This window comes from Micromonospora sp. NPDC000121 (assembly GCF_042899165.1).
In the GTDB taxonomy this organism is placed as follows: Bacteria; Actinomycetota; Actinomycetes; order Mycobacteriales; family Micromonosporaceae; genus Micromonospora.
The window spans coordinates 52,186-67,628 of the sequence record NZ_JBIAZP010000017.1 but is presented as its reverse complement, the minus strand read 5'-3'; the positions used below and the strand labels follow the sequence as shown (position 1 = coordinate 67,628).

Sequence of the window (15,443 nt, the reverse complement as noted above, 5' to 3'; positions counted from 1 at the left end):
GAGGAGGGCGGCTCAGTCCGACATGGCGACGAGCACGCGGCGCTGGCCCGCGTACGGCCGGCGGCCGTGTCCGACGAGCACGTTGTCGATGACCATGAGGTCGCCCTCGCGCCAGTCGACGTCGACCGCGTGCTCCAGGCCGGTCTGCTGGATGTGGACGATCCACTCGGCGGGGATCGGAGTGCCGTCGGCGAACTGGGCCGCCTGGGGCGCCTCGTCCTCGCTCAGCAGCTCCATCAGGTCGGCGGCCTCCTCGCCGAGACCCGCGACGTGCCACTGGTCGGCCTGGTTGAACCAGACCTCGAGGCCGCTGACGGGGTGGCGGATGGTGGCCGGACGGACCTGGCTGATCCAGAGCGTGTCGTCGGCGCGCCACTCCCACTCCGCGTCGGTGTCCTTGAGGAACGCCTCGACCTCTTCCCGGTCGTCGGTCTCGAAGGTGGCCTGCCAGCTCTTGCCGAGTCCGAGGCCGCCGTGGAGGTTCTGGACGTAGCGCACCCCGCCGGCGAACGCCTCGCGCACCTCGGGGCGGATGGCGTCCAGCCAGAGCCGGCCGTCGACGACCGGGGTGGCGCCGCCGCTGGTAGGCGCCTGCTGGCAGAAGAAGATGAGCCGGGCGGGCCAGCGCGCGGCGTACGACATCTCGTTGTGCATGGAGATGGTGAACTCCGGCGGATAGTCCGTGGAGGTGTACAGGTTGTCGCCGACCTTGGTGCGCGGCGAGTTGCCGTGCACGTAGGCCAACCGGTTGGGCAGCAGCGTGTCGATCACCGGGTTCAGCGTCGTCGGGGCGATCCCGAATCCGCGGAACACCAGTGCCTTGTGCTCGACCAGCAGTCCCCCGACGTCCTGGGCGGACAGCCAGGCGAGCAGGCCGTCGGCGCCCGGCTGGGCGCCGACGTCGGACGGGCTGATCTCCAGCGGCTTCCACAGCTCGCTATCGGTCATGGAGGCACTCCTCTTCGTGGACTCCGTGCGGACGGTGGTGGCGTCAGGCGCCCCATTCGGCTTCGAGCTCGTCCAGCTCCTGCTGACTGAGCTGGACGAGGGGGTGGTCCGACGGCGTCGAGCCGCCGCTGCCGGGACGGCGTACGTGCGTGGCGATCGCGTCCAGCACGGTGACCCAGAGCTCGGCCAGCGCCCGGACCCGCTCCTCGTCGAAGAGCCCGTCCGGCCAGGTCCAGGTGGCGCTGAGCCTCGGGCCGTCCGCGCCGTCGTAGGTCGCCGCGCTGAGGGCGAGCGCGTGCGCCACCGGCAGGTCCGGGTCGGTCGCCGCGACGTAGGGCCCGCCGGCCACGCCGGTCCAGCCGGTCGCCTCCGGTCCGCCGTCGCCGCCGGTGCGCAGCCGGCCTAGGTAGTTGAACGCGACCGGCGGCGGTGCGGCCGCTAGCTGGGCCGAGGTCTCGGGGTTGAGGTACCGCAGGAGTCCGTAGCCGATGCCCTTGTCGGGGAACGCGCGCAGTTGCTCCTTGACCCGCTTGAGGGCTTCGCCGAGGTCGGGACCGGCCGTCTCGACCGCGTCCGGCGCCAGTGCTCCGGGGTCGATCCGCACGGGGTGCAGCGAGGTGAACCAGCCGATCGTGCGGCTCACGTCGAGTTCTGGGTCGACCGCCTCGCGGCCGTGTCCCTCGACCGCGACGACCACCGAGGTCTCGTCGCCGGCGTCGGCGACCATTCCGGCCCGCCACCGGGCGACCGCGATCGCCAGCGCGGTGAGCAGGACGTCGTCGATCCGGGCGTGGTAGGCCGCGGGCACACCGGTCAGCAGGTCCTCGGTGAGGTCGCCGGGCACCGGCACGGTCACCGACCGCACGCCGCCCGCCCGGTGGCGGGCCGGGTCGAGCGGGTAGGCCACGGCGAGGGGGTCGGGCCGCTGCGTCACCGCGCTCCACAGCTCCAGCTCGGCGAGCCGCTCGGGGCGGTGGGCGTGCTCGGTGAGGGTCTGCGTCCAGCGGCGGAAGGAGGTGGCGACCGGTTCCAGCCGCACCGGCCGGTCGGCGGCGACGGCCTCCCAGGCCGCCGCCAGGTCCGGCACGAGAATGCGCCAGGAGACCCCGTCGACCACCAGGTGGTGCATGACGAGCAGCAGCCGTCCGGGCCGGTCCGGGCCCGGGTCGAACCAGACGATCTGCGCCGTCACCCCCGCGTCGGGATCGAGGCGGCGCCGGGCGCGCTCGCCCTCCGCGGCCACCAGGTTGCGGAAGACCGAGCCTTCGACGGCCTGGACGGTGACGCGGCGCACCCAGTCGTCCACCCGCACCGTGCCGACCGGCGGCACGGCCAGGCGCCAGGCCGGACCGTCGCGGAGCAGCCGGGCGCGGAGCAGGTCGTGGTGGTCCGCCAGTGCCTGCACCGCCACCGTCAGCCTCTGCAACCCGAGGCCAGCCGGCACCGCCAGGAGAACGGACTGGTTGAACCCGGCGATCGGTCCGCCGAGTTCGCGCAGCCAGCCCATCACCGGGGTCTCGGGGACCTCGCCGACGCCGTCGGCCGCGGCTGGCCCGGTCCCCGCGGGGTTCTCGTCGACGCGCGCGACCCGGGCGAGGTCGGCGACGGTCTGGTGCCGGAACACGTCGCGTGGGGTGAACACGATGCCGGCGGCGCGGGCCCGGCTCACCAGTTGGATGGCGACGATGCTGTCGCCGCCGATGGTGAAGAAGTTGTCGCTCGGCCACACCGTCGGCCGGTGCAACAGCGTGGCGACGATGGCGGTCAGTACCTCTTCGGTCCGGGTCTGTGGCCCGCGGCCCTCGGCGGTCGGCATCATCGTGGGTGCCGGCAGCGCCGCCCGGTCGGCTTTGCCGTTGGTGTTGAGCGGGATCCGGGGCACCGCGATCAGTACCGCCGGAACCATGTAGTCCGGCAACGCCTCGGCGATCCGGTCGCGGATCACGGCGACGTCGGGCATCGTCGTGGCCCCGGTTCCCCGGGCCGGCGCCACGTAGCCCACCAGCGCCCGCTCACCCGGCCGGTCCTCGCGGACCAGCACGGCGGACTGCCCGACGCCCGGGCAGGCGGCGAGGGCCGCCTCCACCTCGCCCAGCTCGATCCGGAACCCGCGCACCTTCACCTGGTCGTCGGTGCGGCCGAGAAACTCCAGCTCCCCGTCGGGCCGTTGCCGCACCTGGTCGCCGGTGCGGTACATCCTGGTGCCGTCGGTGGCGAAGGGGTCGGCGACGAAGCGTTCAGCGGTCAGCCCGGCGCGGCCCAGGTAGCCGCGGGCGAGCCCCTCACCGGCCACGTAGAGTTCGCCGGGCGTACCGGGCAGCGCGGGCGCGAGCCGATCGTCCAGCACGTACAGCCGGGTGTTGTCCATCGCGCGGCCGATCGGCACCGGACGCTCGGCGGGCAGCGGCCGGGTCAGCGCGTGGTGCGCGACGGCGAGCGTGGTCTCGGTCGGGCCGTAGCTGTTGGTCAGCCGCAGACCGGGGTGGGCGGCGAGCACGCGCGAGGCGATGGCCGGCGACATCGCGTCGCCGCCGACGTAGACGTCGCGCACGCCGGCCAGCGCACCGGTGTGCTCGGTGGCGAGCAGCCGGAACAGGCCTTCGGCCATGAGCAGCCGGGTGACGCCGTGCCGCACGATCGTGTCCGCCAGCGCGGCCAGGTCCATGCCGTCGCCGTCGGCCACGACGACCCGGCCGCCGGTCAGCAGCGGTCCCCACAGCTCGTAGGTGGAGGCGTCGAAGGCGTACGGCGAGTGCATGAGGACGCGGTCGTCGGGCCCGTGCCGCCACCACCCGTCCGCGACCAGGTCGACGACGCTGCGGTGGGTGACCGCGACACCCTTCGGGGTGCCGGTCGAACCCGAGGTGTAGAGCACGTAGGCGAGCTGCCCGGGCCGGACCTCGACCGGCGGTCCGCCGTGCGCGTCCGGACCGGACTCGTCGGCCAGCAGCGTCTGCGGGTGCAGCGGCGGCTCGTCGACCAGGTGCTCGCGGTCGGTGACGAGCGCTACCGCGCCGGTCTCGGCGATCATGCGGCGCAGCCGCGCGGACGGGTTCCGGGGGTCCAGCGGCAGGTAGCTTCCGCCGGCCTTCAGCACGCCCAGCACGGCCACGGGGTACTGCCACGACCGGCCCGTCAGGACGGCCACCCGGGCCTCGGGGAGCATTCCGCGTGCGACGAGCGCGGCGGCCAGCCGGTCGGAGCGGCGGTCGAGTTCGGCGTAGGTGAGCGTGGTGTCGCCGTGTACGAGGGCGATCCGGTCGGGCTCACGGGCGGCCCGGGCGCGGAACAGCGAGGGCAGGGTGCCGTCGGGCACCGGCCGGGTGACGCCGCTGCCGCTGACCAGCAGCTCGCGCCGCCCCTCGGCGCCCAGCAGGTCGATGGCGCTGATGCGGGCCTCAGGTTGGGCCACGACGGCGTCGAGCAGCCGGGCCAGGCGGGCCGCGACGGTCTCGACGGTCGCGCGGTCGAACAGGTCGGTGGCGTACTCCACGAGGCCGTGGATGCCGGCCGGGTTCGACTCGGCGTCACGCTGCTCGGTGAGGCTGAAGGACAGGTCGAACTTGGCGGTGGCGGCCTCGACGGGGATCGGTTCGATCTCGAACCCGTCGAGGTCGAAGCCGACCGGCGTGGCGCTGTGCAGGATCAGCATGACCTGGAAGAGCGGATGCCGCGCCAGCGACCGCACCGGGTTGAGCACCTCCACCAGACGCTCGAACGGCAGATCCTGATACCCGTACGCCGCCAGGTCAGCCTCACGCACCCGACCCAGCAACTCCCGGAACGACGGATCCCCACTCGTGTCCGTCCGCAACACCAACGTGTTGACGAAGAACCCCACCAACTCGTCGAGCGCGTCGTCGGACCGGCCCGCCACCGGCGTACCGATCGGCACATCCGACCCCGCGCCCAACCGGGTCAGCAACGCCGCCAGCGCCGCCTGCACCACCATGAACACACTCGTCCCCGTCGACCGCGCCAGGGCCAGGAGGCCGCGGTGGACCCGCGGCGGGAGGGCGAACGGCACCGAGTCACCGCGGTGGGTCGGTACGGCCGGCGGTACCCGGTCGGTCGGCAGAGACAGCTCCTGGGGAGCTCCGGCGAGCGCGATCGTCCAGTAGGCCAACTGCTGCGCGAGCGGGCTCTCCGGGTCGTCCTCGTCGCCCAGCCACCGGTGCTGCCACAGTGCGTAGTCGGCGTACTGGACCGGCAGCGGCGCCCAGGTGGGCACGCCACCGGCCCGCCGGGCCGCGTACGCGTGCGCCAGGTCGCGGCCGAACGGCCCGAGGGACCAGCCGTCGCCGGCAACGTGGTGCACGACCACGACCAGCACGTGTTCCCGCGGGCCGAGCACGAGCAGCGTGGCGCGCAGCGGAAGGTCGGTGGTCAGGTCGAAGCCGCGGTTGACCAGTCCCGCGAGGGTGGCGGCGAGTTCCTCGTCGGTGCAGTCGCGCACGGCCAGCTCGGTGGCGGCCGCGGCCGGCGACAGGACCACCTGCCGGGGCAGGCCGTCGACTTCCGGCAGGACGGTACGCAGGCTCTCGTGCCGGGCCACCACGTCGGTCAGCGCCGCGGTCAGGGCGAGCCGGTCCAGGGCTCCGGTGAGGCGCAGCACCAGTGGGATGTTGTACGTCGCGTTCGGTCCTTCGAGCCGGTTGAGGAACCACAGCCGGCGCTGCGCGTAGGACAGCGGCACGACCTCGGGCCGCTCGGCGGCCGTCACGGCGGGGCGGGTGCGGCCACCGGCGGCCTTGAGCCGTTCGGCGAGCGCGACCACCGTCGGCGCGTCGAAGATCGCCCGGATCGACAGCTCCGCCCGGAACACCGAGCGGATCCGGCTGAGCAGTCGCATCGCCAGCAGCGAGTGCCCGCCGAGGTCGAAGAAGTTCTCGTCGATGCCGACGTCGGCGACGTCGAGCAGTTCGGCGAAGAGCCCGCACAGGATCTCTTCCTGCGGGTCGCGCGGCCGGCGGCGGTGGGCCCGGCCGGCGGCGACCGGCGCGGGTAGCGCCCGGCGGTCCAGCTTGCCGTTGGCGGTCAGCGGCAGGACGTCGAGCGGCACGACGACGGCCGGAACGAGGTACTCGGGCAGCCGTTCGGCCAGGTGCGCGCGGAGCTGATCGGGATCGGCCGCCGTCACGGCGTAGCCGACGAGCCGCTTCTCCCCCGGCTGGTCCTCGCGCACGACCACCGCGGCGGCCGACACCGCCGGATGCGCGGCGAGCACGGCCGACACCTCACCGGGTTCGATCCGGAACCCGCGTACCTTGACCTGGTCGTCGGTGCGGCCCAGGTACTCGACGGTCCCGTCGGCGCCGCGTCGTACCAGGTCGCCCGTGCGGTACATCCGTTCGCCGGGCGTGAACGGGTCGGGAACGAAGCGTTCGGCGGTCAGGCCGGGGCGCCGCAGGTAGCCGCGGGCGAGGCCCGTCCCGCCGATGTACAGCTCACCGGCGACGCCGTCGGGCACCGGGTTGAGGAAGGCGTCGAAAACGTAGGCGCCGGTGTTGGTCATCGGACGGCCGATCGGCACCGGTCCCGGCCCGGGGGTGACGCCGGGCGGAATGTGGTGGTCCAGGCAGCCGATGGTCGCCTCGGTCGGTCCGTAGTGGTTCACGACGGTGACGTCCGGGTGCCGCTCCCGCCACTGTCGCAGCAGCTCACCGGTGAGCGCCTCGCCGCCGAGCATCAGCGTCGCGGTGGGCGAGCAGGCCTCCGGCAGGGTGGCCAGCAGCGGCAGGTGGCTCGGGGTGACCTTGAGGAACGTGTACCGGCCGGTCGGCGGCACGGTGGTGTCGTCCAGGTCGGCCACGTGCAGGCAGCCACCGGCCAGCAGCGAGCCGTAGAGCGTCGTGGCGACCAGGTCGAAGGCGATTGGTGAGTGCAGCAGGGTCACGCCGTCGATTCCCGGGTACGACCCGGCGGCGCGCCTGGCGTAGTCCACGACGGAGCGATGCTCCACGACGACGCCCTTGGGTCGTCCCGTCGAGCCGGAGGTGTAGATGACGTACGCGGCGTGCCGGTCACCGGGCGGCCCGGCCGGCCAGGGCGCGTCGCCGCCGTCGGCGTCGTCACCACCGAGGATCAGCGTGGGGACGTCGGCGGTCCATCGGTCGGCCACCTCGCCGGTGGTGAGCAACAGGCACGGCGCCGCCTCGGTGAGCACGGCCGCCGCCCGTCCGGCCGGCAGCGCGGCGTCCAGCGGCAGATACGCCGCGCCGCTGCGCAGCACCGCGAGCACCGCCACGACCTGCTCGGCCGAGCGGGGCACCGCCATCGCCACGACGCGCTCCGGTCCGGCTCCGCGCGCCACGAGGGCATGGGCCAGCCGCCCGGCCCGCTCGTCCAGCGCCGCGTACGTCAGGCTCTCGGTGCCGCAGACCACCGCCGGGGCGTCCGGCGTGCGCGCCACCTGGGCGGCGAACAGGTCGACGAGAGTCTCCCCGGTCACCGGTTGCCGCGGACCGGCCGCCGCCGCCAGCGCGGCGCGGCGTTCCTCGTCCGACAGCAACGGCGCCGACCCGATCCGGGTCGCCGGGTCGGCCACGAACGCGCGCAGGAGCCGCAGGTAGCGCTCCAGCAGCAGCTCGACGGTGGCCTCGTCGAACAGGTCGGCGGCATAGCTCGCCGCACCGTCGATGCCGAGCGGGGTGCCGTCCGGCGCGGCCCGCTCGACGGCGGTCAGCAGAAGGTCGAACTTCGCCATCTCCGGATCGACCGGGTCGAGTTCGACATCGAGACCGGCCAGCTCGAAGCTGGACCGCACCACGTTCTGGAGGATCAGCTTCACCTGCACCAGCGGGTGGCGCGACAGGGTCCGGGCCGGGTTGAGCATCTCCACAAGGCGCTCGAACGGCAGGTCCTGGTGCTCGTAGGCGGCCAGGTCGGTCTCGCGGACGCGGGCCAGCATCTCGGTGAAGGCCGGGTCGCCGCCGGTGTCGGTGCGCAAAACGAGGGTGTTGACGAAGAACCCGATCAGGTCGTCGAGGGCCTCGTCGGTGCGGCCGGCGACCGACCCGCCGATCGGCACGTCGGTGCCTGCGCCGAGCCGCGTGAACAGCGCGGCGAGCGCCGCGTGGAGCACCATGAAGACCGTCGTGCCGGTCGACCGGGCGAGCGCGGCGACGTCGGCGTGCGATCGCGCGTCGAGGGCGAAGCGGAGCAGGCCCGCCCGCTCGGACGGCACCGCCGGCCGGGGCCGGTCGACCGGCAGGGCCAACTCCTCGGGCAGGTCCGCGAGGGCCTGCGTCCAGTACGCCATCTGCCGGGCGATCGGGCTGTCCGGGTCCTGCTCACTGCCGAGCCACTCGCGCTGCCAGAGCGCGTAGTCGGCGTACTGCGCCGGCAGCGGCGTCCACCGTGGCGCGAGGCCGGAGCGGCGCGCCGCGTACGCGGTGGAGAGGTCCCGGGCCAGCGGCCCGGTGGACCAACCGTCACCGGCGATGTGGTGCAGCACCAGGACGAGGACGTGCCGGTCCGTGCCGGTGGCCAGCAGCCAGGCCCGCAGCGGCGGTTCGGCGGTGAGGTCGAAGCCCGCGCCGGCCAGCTCCGCGACCTCGGCCGCGACCCGGTCCGGTGCGCAGTCGCGCACGGGCAGGTCCGGCACCCCGGCGTCGGGCGGCAGCACCACCTGCCGGGGTGCCCCGTCGGCCTCGGGGTAGAGCGTCCGCAGGCTCTCGTGGCGACCCACGAGGTCGGCGAGCGCCGCCCGCAGCGCGGCCCGGTCGAGGGCGCCGTCGATCCGGACCACGAACGGGATGTTGTACGTGGCCTTCGCCCCTTCGAGCCGGTTGAGGAACCACAGCCGGCGCTGCGCGTACGACAGCGGCACCACGTCGGGGCGGGGCCGGGCGGTCAGTGCGGGCCGGGCCCGGTCGCGGGTCGTCGCGGTCCGGCCGGCCAGGGCGGCGGCGGTCGGCGCGTCGAACAGCGCCCGCACCGGCAGCTCCACGCCCAGTACCTGCCGCAGCCGGCTCATCACGCGGGTGGCCAGCAGGGAGTGCCCGCCCAGGTCGAAGAAGCTGTCGTCGACGCCGACCCGGGAGATTCCAAGGACGTCGGCGAAGACACCGGCGATGATCTCCTCCACGGGCCCGCGACCGGACCGCCCGCCGGTCCCGGCGACGACGGGTACCGGCAGTGCCGCCCGGTCGAGTTTGCCGTTGGCGGTCAGCGGCAACGCGTCGAGCGTGACGAACACGCTCGGGACCATGTGCTCCGGCAGTACGCCGGACAGCTCCTTGCGAACCTGTCCGTAGTCGCCGGGACCGACCAGGTAACCGGCCAGGCGGTCGCGCCCGTCGGCGTCGCGGACCACCGTCACCACGGCGTCGGTGACCTCCGGCAGCGCGCGCAGGTGGCTCTCCACCTCACCGAGCTCGACCCGCTGGCCACGGATCTTGACCTGGAAGTCGTCGCGGCCGAGGAACTCGAGCGCGCCGTCGGCCCGGTAGCGGGCCCGGTCGCCGGTGCGGTAGAGCCGGCCGCCGGGTTGGGTGGCGAACGGGTCGGCGACGAACGTCCGCGCCGTGGTCGCCGGATCGCCGAGGTAGCCCCGGCCGACGCCGACGCCGCCGACGTAGAGGTCACCGGGGATCCCGGCGGGCAGGACGTCGAGGCTCGGTCCCAGCACGTACAGCCGGGTGTTGCGAATCGCGGTGCCGATCGGCACGGGAGCGTGTCCGTCGAGCGACGTCGAGGTGAGCCGCGCGTGGGTCACGTCGTCGGCGCACTCCGTGGGCCCGTACGCGTTGACCAGGTCGATCGCCGGGTACCGGGCGAACCACCGGTCGCAGAGGTCGTGGGCGAGTTCCTCGCCGGTCACCATGAGCGCGCGCAGCGCCGGCAGCGCCGGCGCCGGGTCGCCGTCGTCCCAGGCGTCCAGTGCGACCCGCAGTACGGAGGGCACGACCTCCAACACCGTCACGGCCTCGTCCGCGGCGAGCCGGAACAGCGCGACCGGGTCGGTGACGGTGTCCCGGTCCGGCACGCGTACCCGGCCGCCGACGACCAGCGGCGCGAGCATCTGCCAGATCGAGATGTCGAAGGTGAGCGGGGCGTTCTGGACCACGATGTCGTGCGCGGTCAGCCCGAGCTCATCGACCTTCGCCTCCAGGTGGTTGGCCATGCCGGCCCGGTGCACCATCGCACCCTTCGGGCGGCCCGTGGAGCCGGAGGTGAACAGGACGTAGGCGAGACCGAGATCGTGTCGGGGTACCGCGTTCGCGGGGCCGCCGGCGGCCTGACCGACGAGGTTCAGCACCCGCACGTCGCATCCGGACAGCGCCACCACGCGCTCGGCGTACTCGTTCAGCGTCGGGTCGGCGAGCACGATTCCGGCGCCGGTGTCGGCGAGCAGCGCGGCGTTGCGGGCCTCGGGTGCGGCCGGGTCGAGCGGCACGTACGCGGCACCCGCGCCGAGCGCGCCGAGCAGCGCGGTGATCACGCCGGTGCCACGCGGCGCGAGGACCGCGACCCGCCCCTCCGCAGGGGTGCCGGCCGCGAGTAGCTGGCCGGTCACCGCGTCGGCCCGGCCTAGCAGGTCGCGGTAGGTGACCGGTCCCGCCGCGTCCTGCACCGCCACCGCGTCGGGCCTGCTCCGCGCGTGCGCACGCACCGCCTCGACGACGTCGGTGAGTTCGGTCGGGCAGCCGGTGTCGTTCCAGGCGTGCACCACGCGCTCGTGCTCGGCCGGCGCCAGAAGCGGCAGCGCGCCGATCGGGCGGTCCGGCGTGGCCGCCGCGGCGACGAGCAGCCGCACCAGCCGGTCGGCGAGTGCCTCGGCCGCGGCGGGTTCGAACCGGTCGAGGCTGTACTCGACGCCGATCGTGACCCCGCCCGCGGGCAGCTCCCGCGCGTTGAGGGACAGGTCGTACTTGGCCACGCCGGCGTCGATCACCGACACCTCGGCGGTGAGGTCCGGCAGGTCCGGCGGTGCCGCCGAGGAGCTGTCGAGGGCGAGCATGACCCGGAACAGCGGGTGCCCGCCGGCCACCCGGACCGGGTTGAGCAGGCTGACGAGCGTCTCGAACGGCAGCCGCTGGTGCGCCAGGGCGTCCCGGCCGGTGTCGCGGACCCGCCGGAGCAGCTCGCGGAACGTCGGGTTGCCCGCGGTGTCCGCCCGCAGCACCACGGTGTTGACGAAGAGCCCGACCAGACCGGCGACGGCGTCCTCCGTGCGCCCGGCGACCGGGATGCCGACGGGGATGTCGGTGCCGGAGCCGAGACGGGTCAGTAGCGCCGCGAGACCGGCCTGCAACACCATGAACAGGGTGGCGCCCTCGGCGCGACCCAGGACGAGCAGCTCGCCGTGCGCCGCCGGATCCAGGCAGACCATCGCGGTGGCGGCGCGGCCGGTGGGTTCGGCGGGCACCGTGCGGGCACCGGGCAGGTCGATCTGTTCGGGCAGCCCGGCGAGGGCCTTGCGCCAGTAGCCGGCGTCCCGGGCCGCGACGCTGGCCGGGTCGGCCACGTCGCCGAGGACCTCGTGTTGCCAGGCTGCGAAGTCGATGTAGCGCACCGGAAGCGGCGGCCACGACGGCAGCGCGCCGCTCACCCGCGCCCGGTAGGCGTACGCCAGATCGGTGACGAGGGGCCCGATCGACCCGGCGTCCGCGGCGATGTGGTGCAGCAGCACCAGCAGCACGTGGTCGTCGTCGGCGACCGTGAACAGGCGCGGTCGCAGCGGCGGCTCCGTCGCCAGGTCGAAGGGGTGGGCGGCGGCCTCGGCCAGGGTGGCGGTCAGCTCGTCGTCCGGCACGGCCACGGCCTCGGGCAGCGCGACCGCGGAGGCCGGCAGCACCCGCATCCACGGCTCACCGCCGTCGTCCGGGAAGACCGTCCGCAGCGGCTCGTGTCGCTCGGCCACGTCGGTGACCGCGGCGCGCAGGGCGGCGACGTCGAGCCGACCCCGAAACCGCACCAGCAGAGGGATGTTGTACGCGGCGCTCGGCCCGTCGAGCTGGTAGATGAACCACAGCCGCCGTTGGGCGGACGAGACGACGCCGGCACCGCGCAGCGCCGCGACCGGCTGTCGAGCGGGCCGGCCGTCCAGACGCGCGGCGAGTCCGCGTACGGTCGGCGCGTTGAACACCGCGTCGATGCCGACGTCGACGCCGAACTCCTCGCTGATCCGCCGGACGAGCTGCGCGGCGAGCAACGAGTGCCCGCCGAGCCGGAAGAAGTCGCTGTCGACGCCGACCTCGGGCACCTGCAGCACGTCGGCGAAAACCGCGCACAGGGCCGTCTCCCGTTCCGTGGCGGGGGTGGCCGCCGTCGAGGCCGGGCGGTCCGCGTAGGGCTCCGGGAGGGCCTTTCGATCAACCTTTCCGCTGGGCGTCAGCGGGAAGCTGTCCAGCTCCACGAGTACGGCCGGAACGAGGTGGGCGGGAAGTTCCTCGGCGAGCGCGGCGCGCAGCGCGTCGGTGTCCAGCGGGCGGCCGTCGGCCGCGCGCAGGTAGCCGACGAGGCGGGGGCCGGCGCTGCCCGGCCAGAGCGCGACGGCGGCCTGCCCGACTCCGTCCAGCCGGCTCAGGGCCGCCTCGATCTCGCCGAGCTCGATCCGGTGGCCGCGCACCTTGACCTGGTCGTCGACCCGGCCCAGGAATTCCAGCGTCCCGTCGGGGCGCCACTGCGCCAGGTCGCCGGTGCGGTACATCCGGCCGCCGCGTCCCGCCTCGCCCGCGAACGTCGACTGTTCCGCCGCACCCGCGAACGGGTCGGCGACGAAGCGCTCCGCGGTCAGGCCGTGGCGGCCCAGGTAGCCGCGGGCCAGGCCGATGCCGCTGACGTACAGCTCACCGGGGACGCCGTCGGGCACCGGCCGCAGCCGGGCGTCCAGGACGTACACCGCGGCGTTCCAGATCGGGGCGCCGATGGGCGCGTCGGCGCTCATCGGCTCGCTCATCGTGGCGCAGACGGTGGTCTCGGTCGGGCCGTACCCGTTGACCATGCGCCGGCCGGGTGCCCAGCGGGCGACCAGGTCCGGCGGGCACGCCTCCCCCGCCACCAGGATGGTGACGCGGCCGGGGACCTCCGCCGGGCGCATCACGGTCAGCGCCGACGGAGGCAGGATGACGTGCGTGATGCCACCGTCGGCGAGCAGGGACGTCAACGGTTCACCGGGCCGCAGCCGCTCCTGCGGTGCCAGGACGAACGTCGCCCCGCCCAGCAGGCCCATGCACATCTCGGGTACGACGGCGTCGAAGCTCGGCGAGGCGAACTGGAGCACCCGGTCGCCCGGCGTGACGACCAGGCGCTCGATGAACGCGCCGGCCAGGCTGGCCAGCCCGGCGTGCGAGACGACCACACCCTTGGGCAGGCCGGTCGAGCCGGAGGTGTAGATGACGTACGCCGGGTGCGCGACGCCGGGCGGCGTGGGCGCCGGTGCGCCGGGGGCGGCGGCGAGCAGGCCGTCGGTGAGCGCCACGTGCGGCACGCCGACCCGGTCGGCCAGGTCGCCCACGGGACCGGTGGTTGCCGCGGCGGTGATGACCGCGGCGGGTTTCGCGTCACGCAGCAGGTACTGGATCCGCGCCGTCGGGTACCGCGGGTCGATCGGCAGGTAGGCGGCGCCGGCCTTCATCACGCCGAGGACCGCGACGACGAACTCGGCTGACCGGGGCGTGACGACGGCGACGACGTCCTCGGCGCCGATGCCCTGGGCGGCCAGCAGGCCGGCGAGACGGTCGCTCCGCTCGGCCAGTTGCCGATAGGTCAGCCGCGTGCCCTCGTACTCGACCGCGGGCCGGTCACCGAACCTGTCCACCGCGTCCGCGAAGAGCTCCGGGAACGTCCGTGGTGGCGCGGGGCGGCGGGTGCGGTTACGACGTACCAGGATCTCGTGTCGATCGGCGTCGTCGAGCAGCGGCACGTCGCCGACGGCCGTGCCGTGCTGCTCCGGGTCGGCGACGGCGGTGGCGAACCGCTCCAGGAAACCGATCAGTTGCCGGTGCCGGACCGCGAGCGTCGCCTCGTCGTACAGCGCCGGGTTGGCGTCGCACTCGACCTCGATCGGGCGTCCGTCGTCGCGGTCGTAGACGGTGACGACCAGGTCCTCGATGAGCCGCCGGGACATGTTGTACGCCGTGCTGGTGGCCGTGCCGAAGCGCAGGTCCGGCCCGAGGGGGATGACGTTGACCATCGGCCCGAAGTACCGGTGGTGCCCGGTCGGCAGCGCCAGCTCGCGGCGCAGCTCCTCACCACGGAAGCGCTGGCGTTCGAGCACCTCGCGGATGCGGATCCGGGCCTGCGCGACGAGGTCCGCCACCCCCGTCGACGGAGTGATCTCCAGCCGTAGCGGCAGCACGTTGGCGAGCATGCCCGGCGTCGTACGGCCGGCGCCGCCACGCCGCACGGCCACCGGAAAACCCAGCACCACGCTACGGGCGCCGGTCAGCCGGTGCAGGTAGGCGCCGATGGCCGCGATCACGATGCGGGCCGCGCCGACCCCCGCCGTCTCCGCCGCCCGGTCCAGGGCGGCCTGTCCCGGCGAAGAGAGCCGGTCGCGGTGACGCACGAACTCCGCCGACCGGTGCAGCTTGCGCGTGGTCATCGCCAGCGGCGGCGGTGTGTCGGCGAGTTGCTCCAACCAGAACCTGCGATCGGCCAGGTAGGCGTCGGAGTCTTCGTACTCCCGCTGTTCACGGTGCAGGTCGAGCACCGAGCCGAACGGCGAGGGCGGCACCGGCCGTTCCTCGACGAGCGCGGTGTAGACCTCCGCGACCCGTCGTTCGAGCAGGGCGCCGCCGGCACCGTCGATGAGGATGTGGTGGTAGGCGTGGTACCAGAACCACCGGTCAGGCGCGACGGCGAACAGCGCCTGGGTGAACAGTGGCCCGCGGGTGAGGTCGACCGGCCGGGTCAGGTCGACCCGCATCCATTCCTCGGCCGCCGCGCGCGGATCGGCGGCGCCACTCACGTCGACCCGGTGCAGTGTCCACTGCGGACATTCGTGCACCGATTGTCTCGGCCCGTCGGCGGTCTCGGTGAAGCGCACGTGCAGCGCGTCCGCCTCGCCCACCACGGTACGCAGCGCCCGCTCGAAGACCTCGGGATCCACGGCGCCGTGTATCTCCAGGTACTCACTGGCCCGGTAGATTGCGCTCTCCGGCTCCAGCCGTTGGGCGAACCAGATCCCGGACTGGGCCGAGGACAGCGGAAGGCTGGTCGCCGGCCGGCTGGCTGCCGCCGAATCCTCCATACGAAGCACTAATCTACCCCCGTAAATCTTCTAACCGTGGGTAATTGCCATGCGGCAGGCAAGCAGGGCGCCAGCCTCACGACCTGCGAAGGTCGGGGTTACTCAGCAATTTCGTCGACGAGCGGAGAGCATTCCCGCGCCGCCATATAACCGGCCGTTAACGCTGGGTGAAGAATGCGGAAATCAGTGGCCGGAACCCGCTGGCAAAAAATCCGGCAGGCCGACGCGACCGATCAGACCAGGAGGGCCTGACGTCGGTTGCGGACGACGCCATGCACGGCCGGCAGCCGCGAGC

At 73.8% G+C, this 15,443-nt stretch carries 2 protein-coding genes; both read right to left on the bottom strand.

Features of this window, described 5'->3' with window-relative positions; genetic code table 11:
* Positions 1-12 precede the first annotated feature (12 nt).
* Complete coding sequence (locus ACFY23_RS30770; protein WP_350685570.1) at positions 13-948, bottom strand: TauD/TfdA family dioxygenase; 936 nt, start codon at positions 946-948, stop codon at positions 13-15.
* A 43-nt stretch (positions 949-991) separates the two neighbouring features.
* Positions 992-15,148, bottom strand: coding sequence for an amino acid adenylation domain-containing protein (locus tag ACFY23_RS30765; protein ID WP_350819531.1), 14,157 nt, complete (start codon positions 15,146-15,148; stop codon positions 992-994).
* Positions 15,149-15,443: the final 295 nt, after the last annotated feature.

Bases quoted from the DNA above. Each gene is read 5' to 3' on its own strand.
- ACFY23_RS30770 (WP_350685570.1), bottom strand. From the start codon at position 948: ATGACCGATAGCGAGCTGTGGAAGCCGCTGGAGATCAGCCCGTCCGAC.
- ACFY23_RS30765 (WP_350819531.1), bottom strand. From the start codon at position 15,148: ATGGAGGATTCGGCGGCAGCCAGCCGGCCGGCGACCAGCCTTCCGCTG.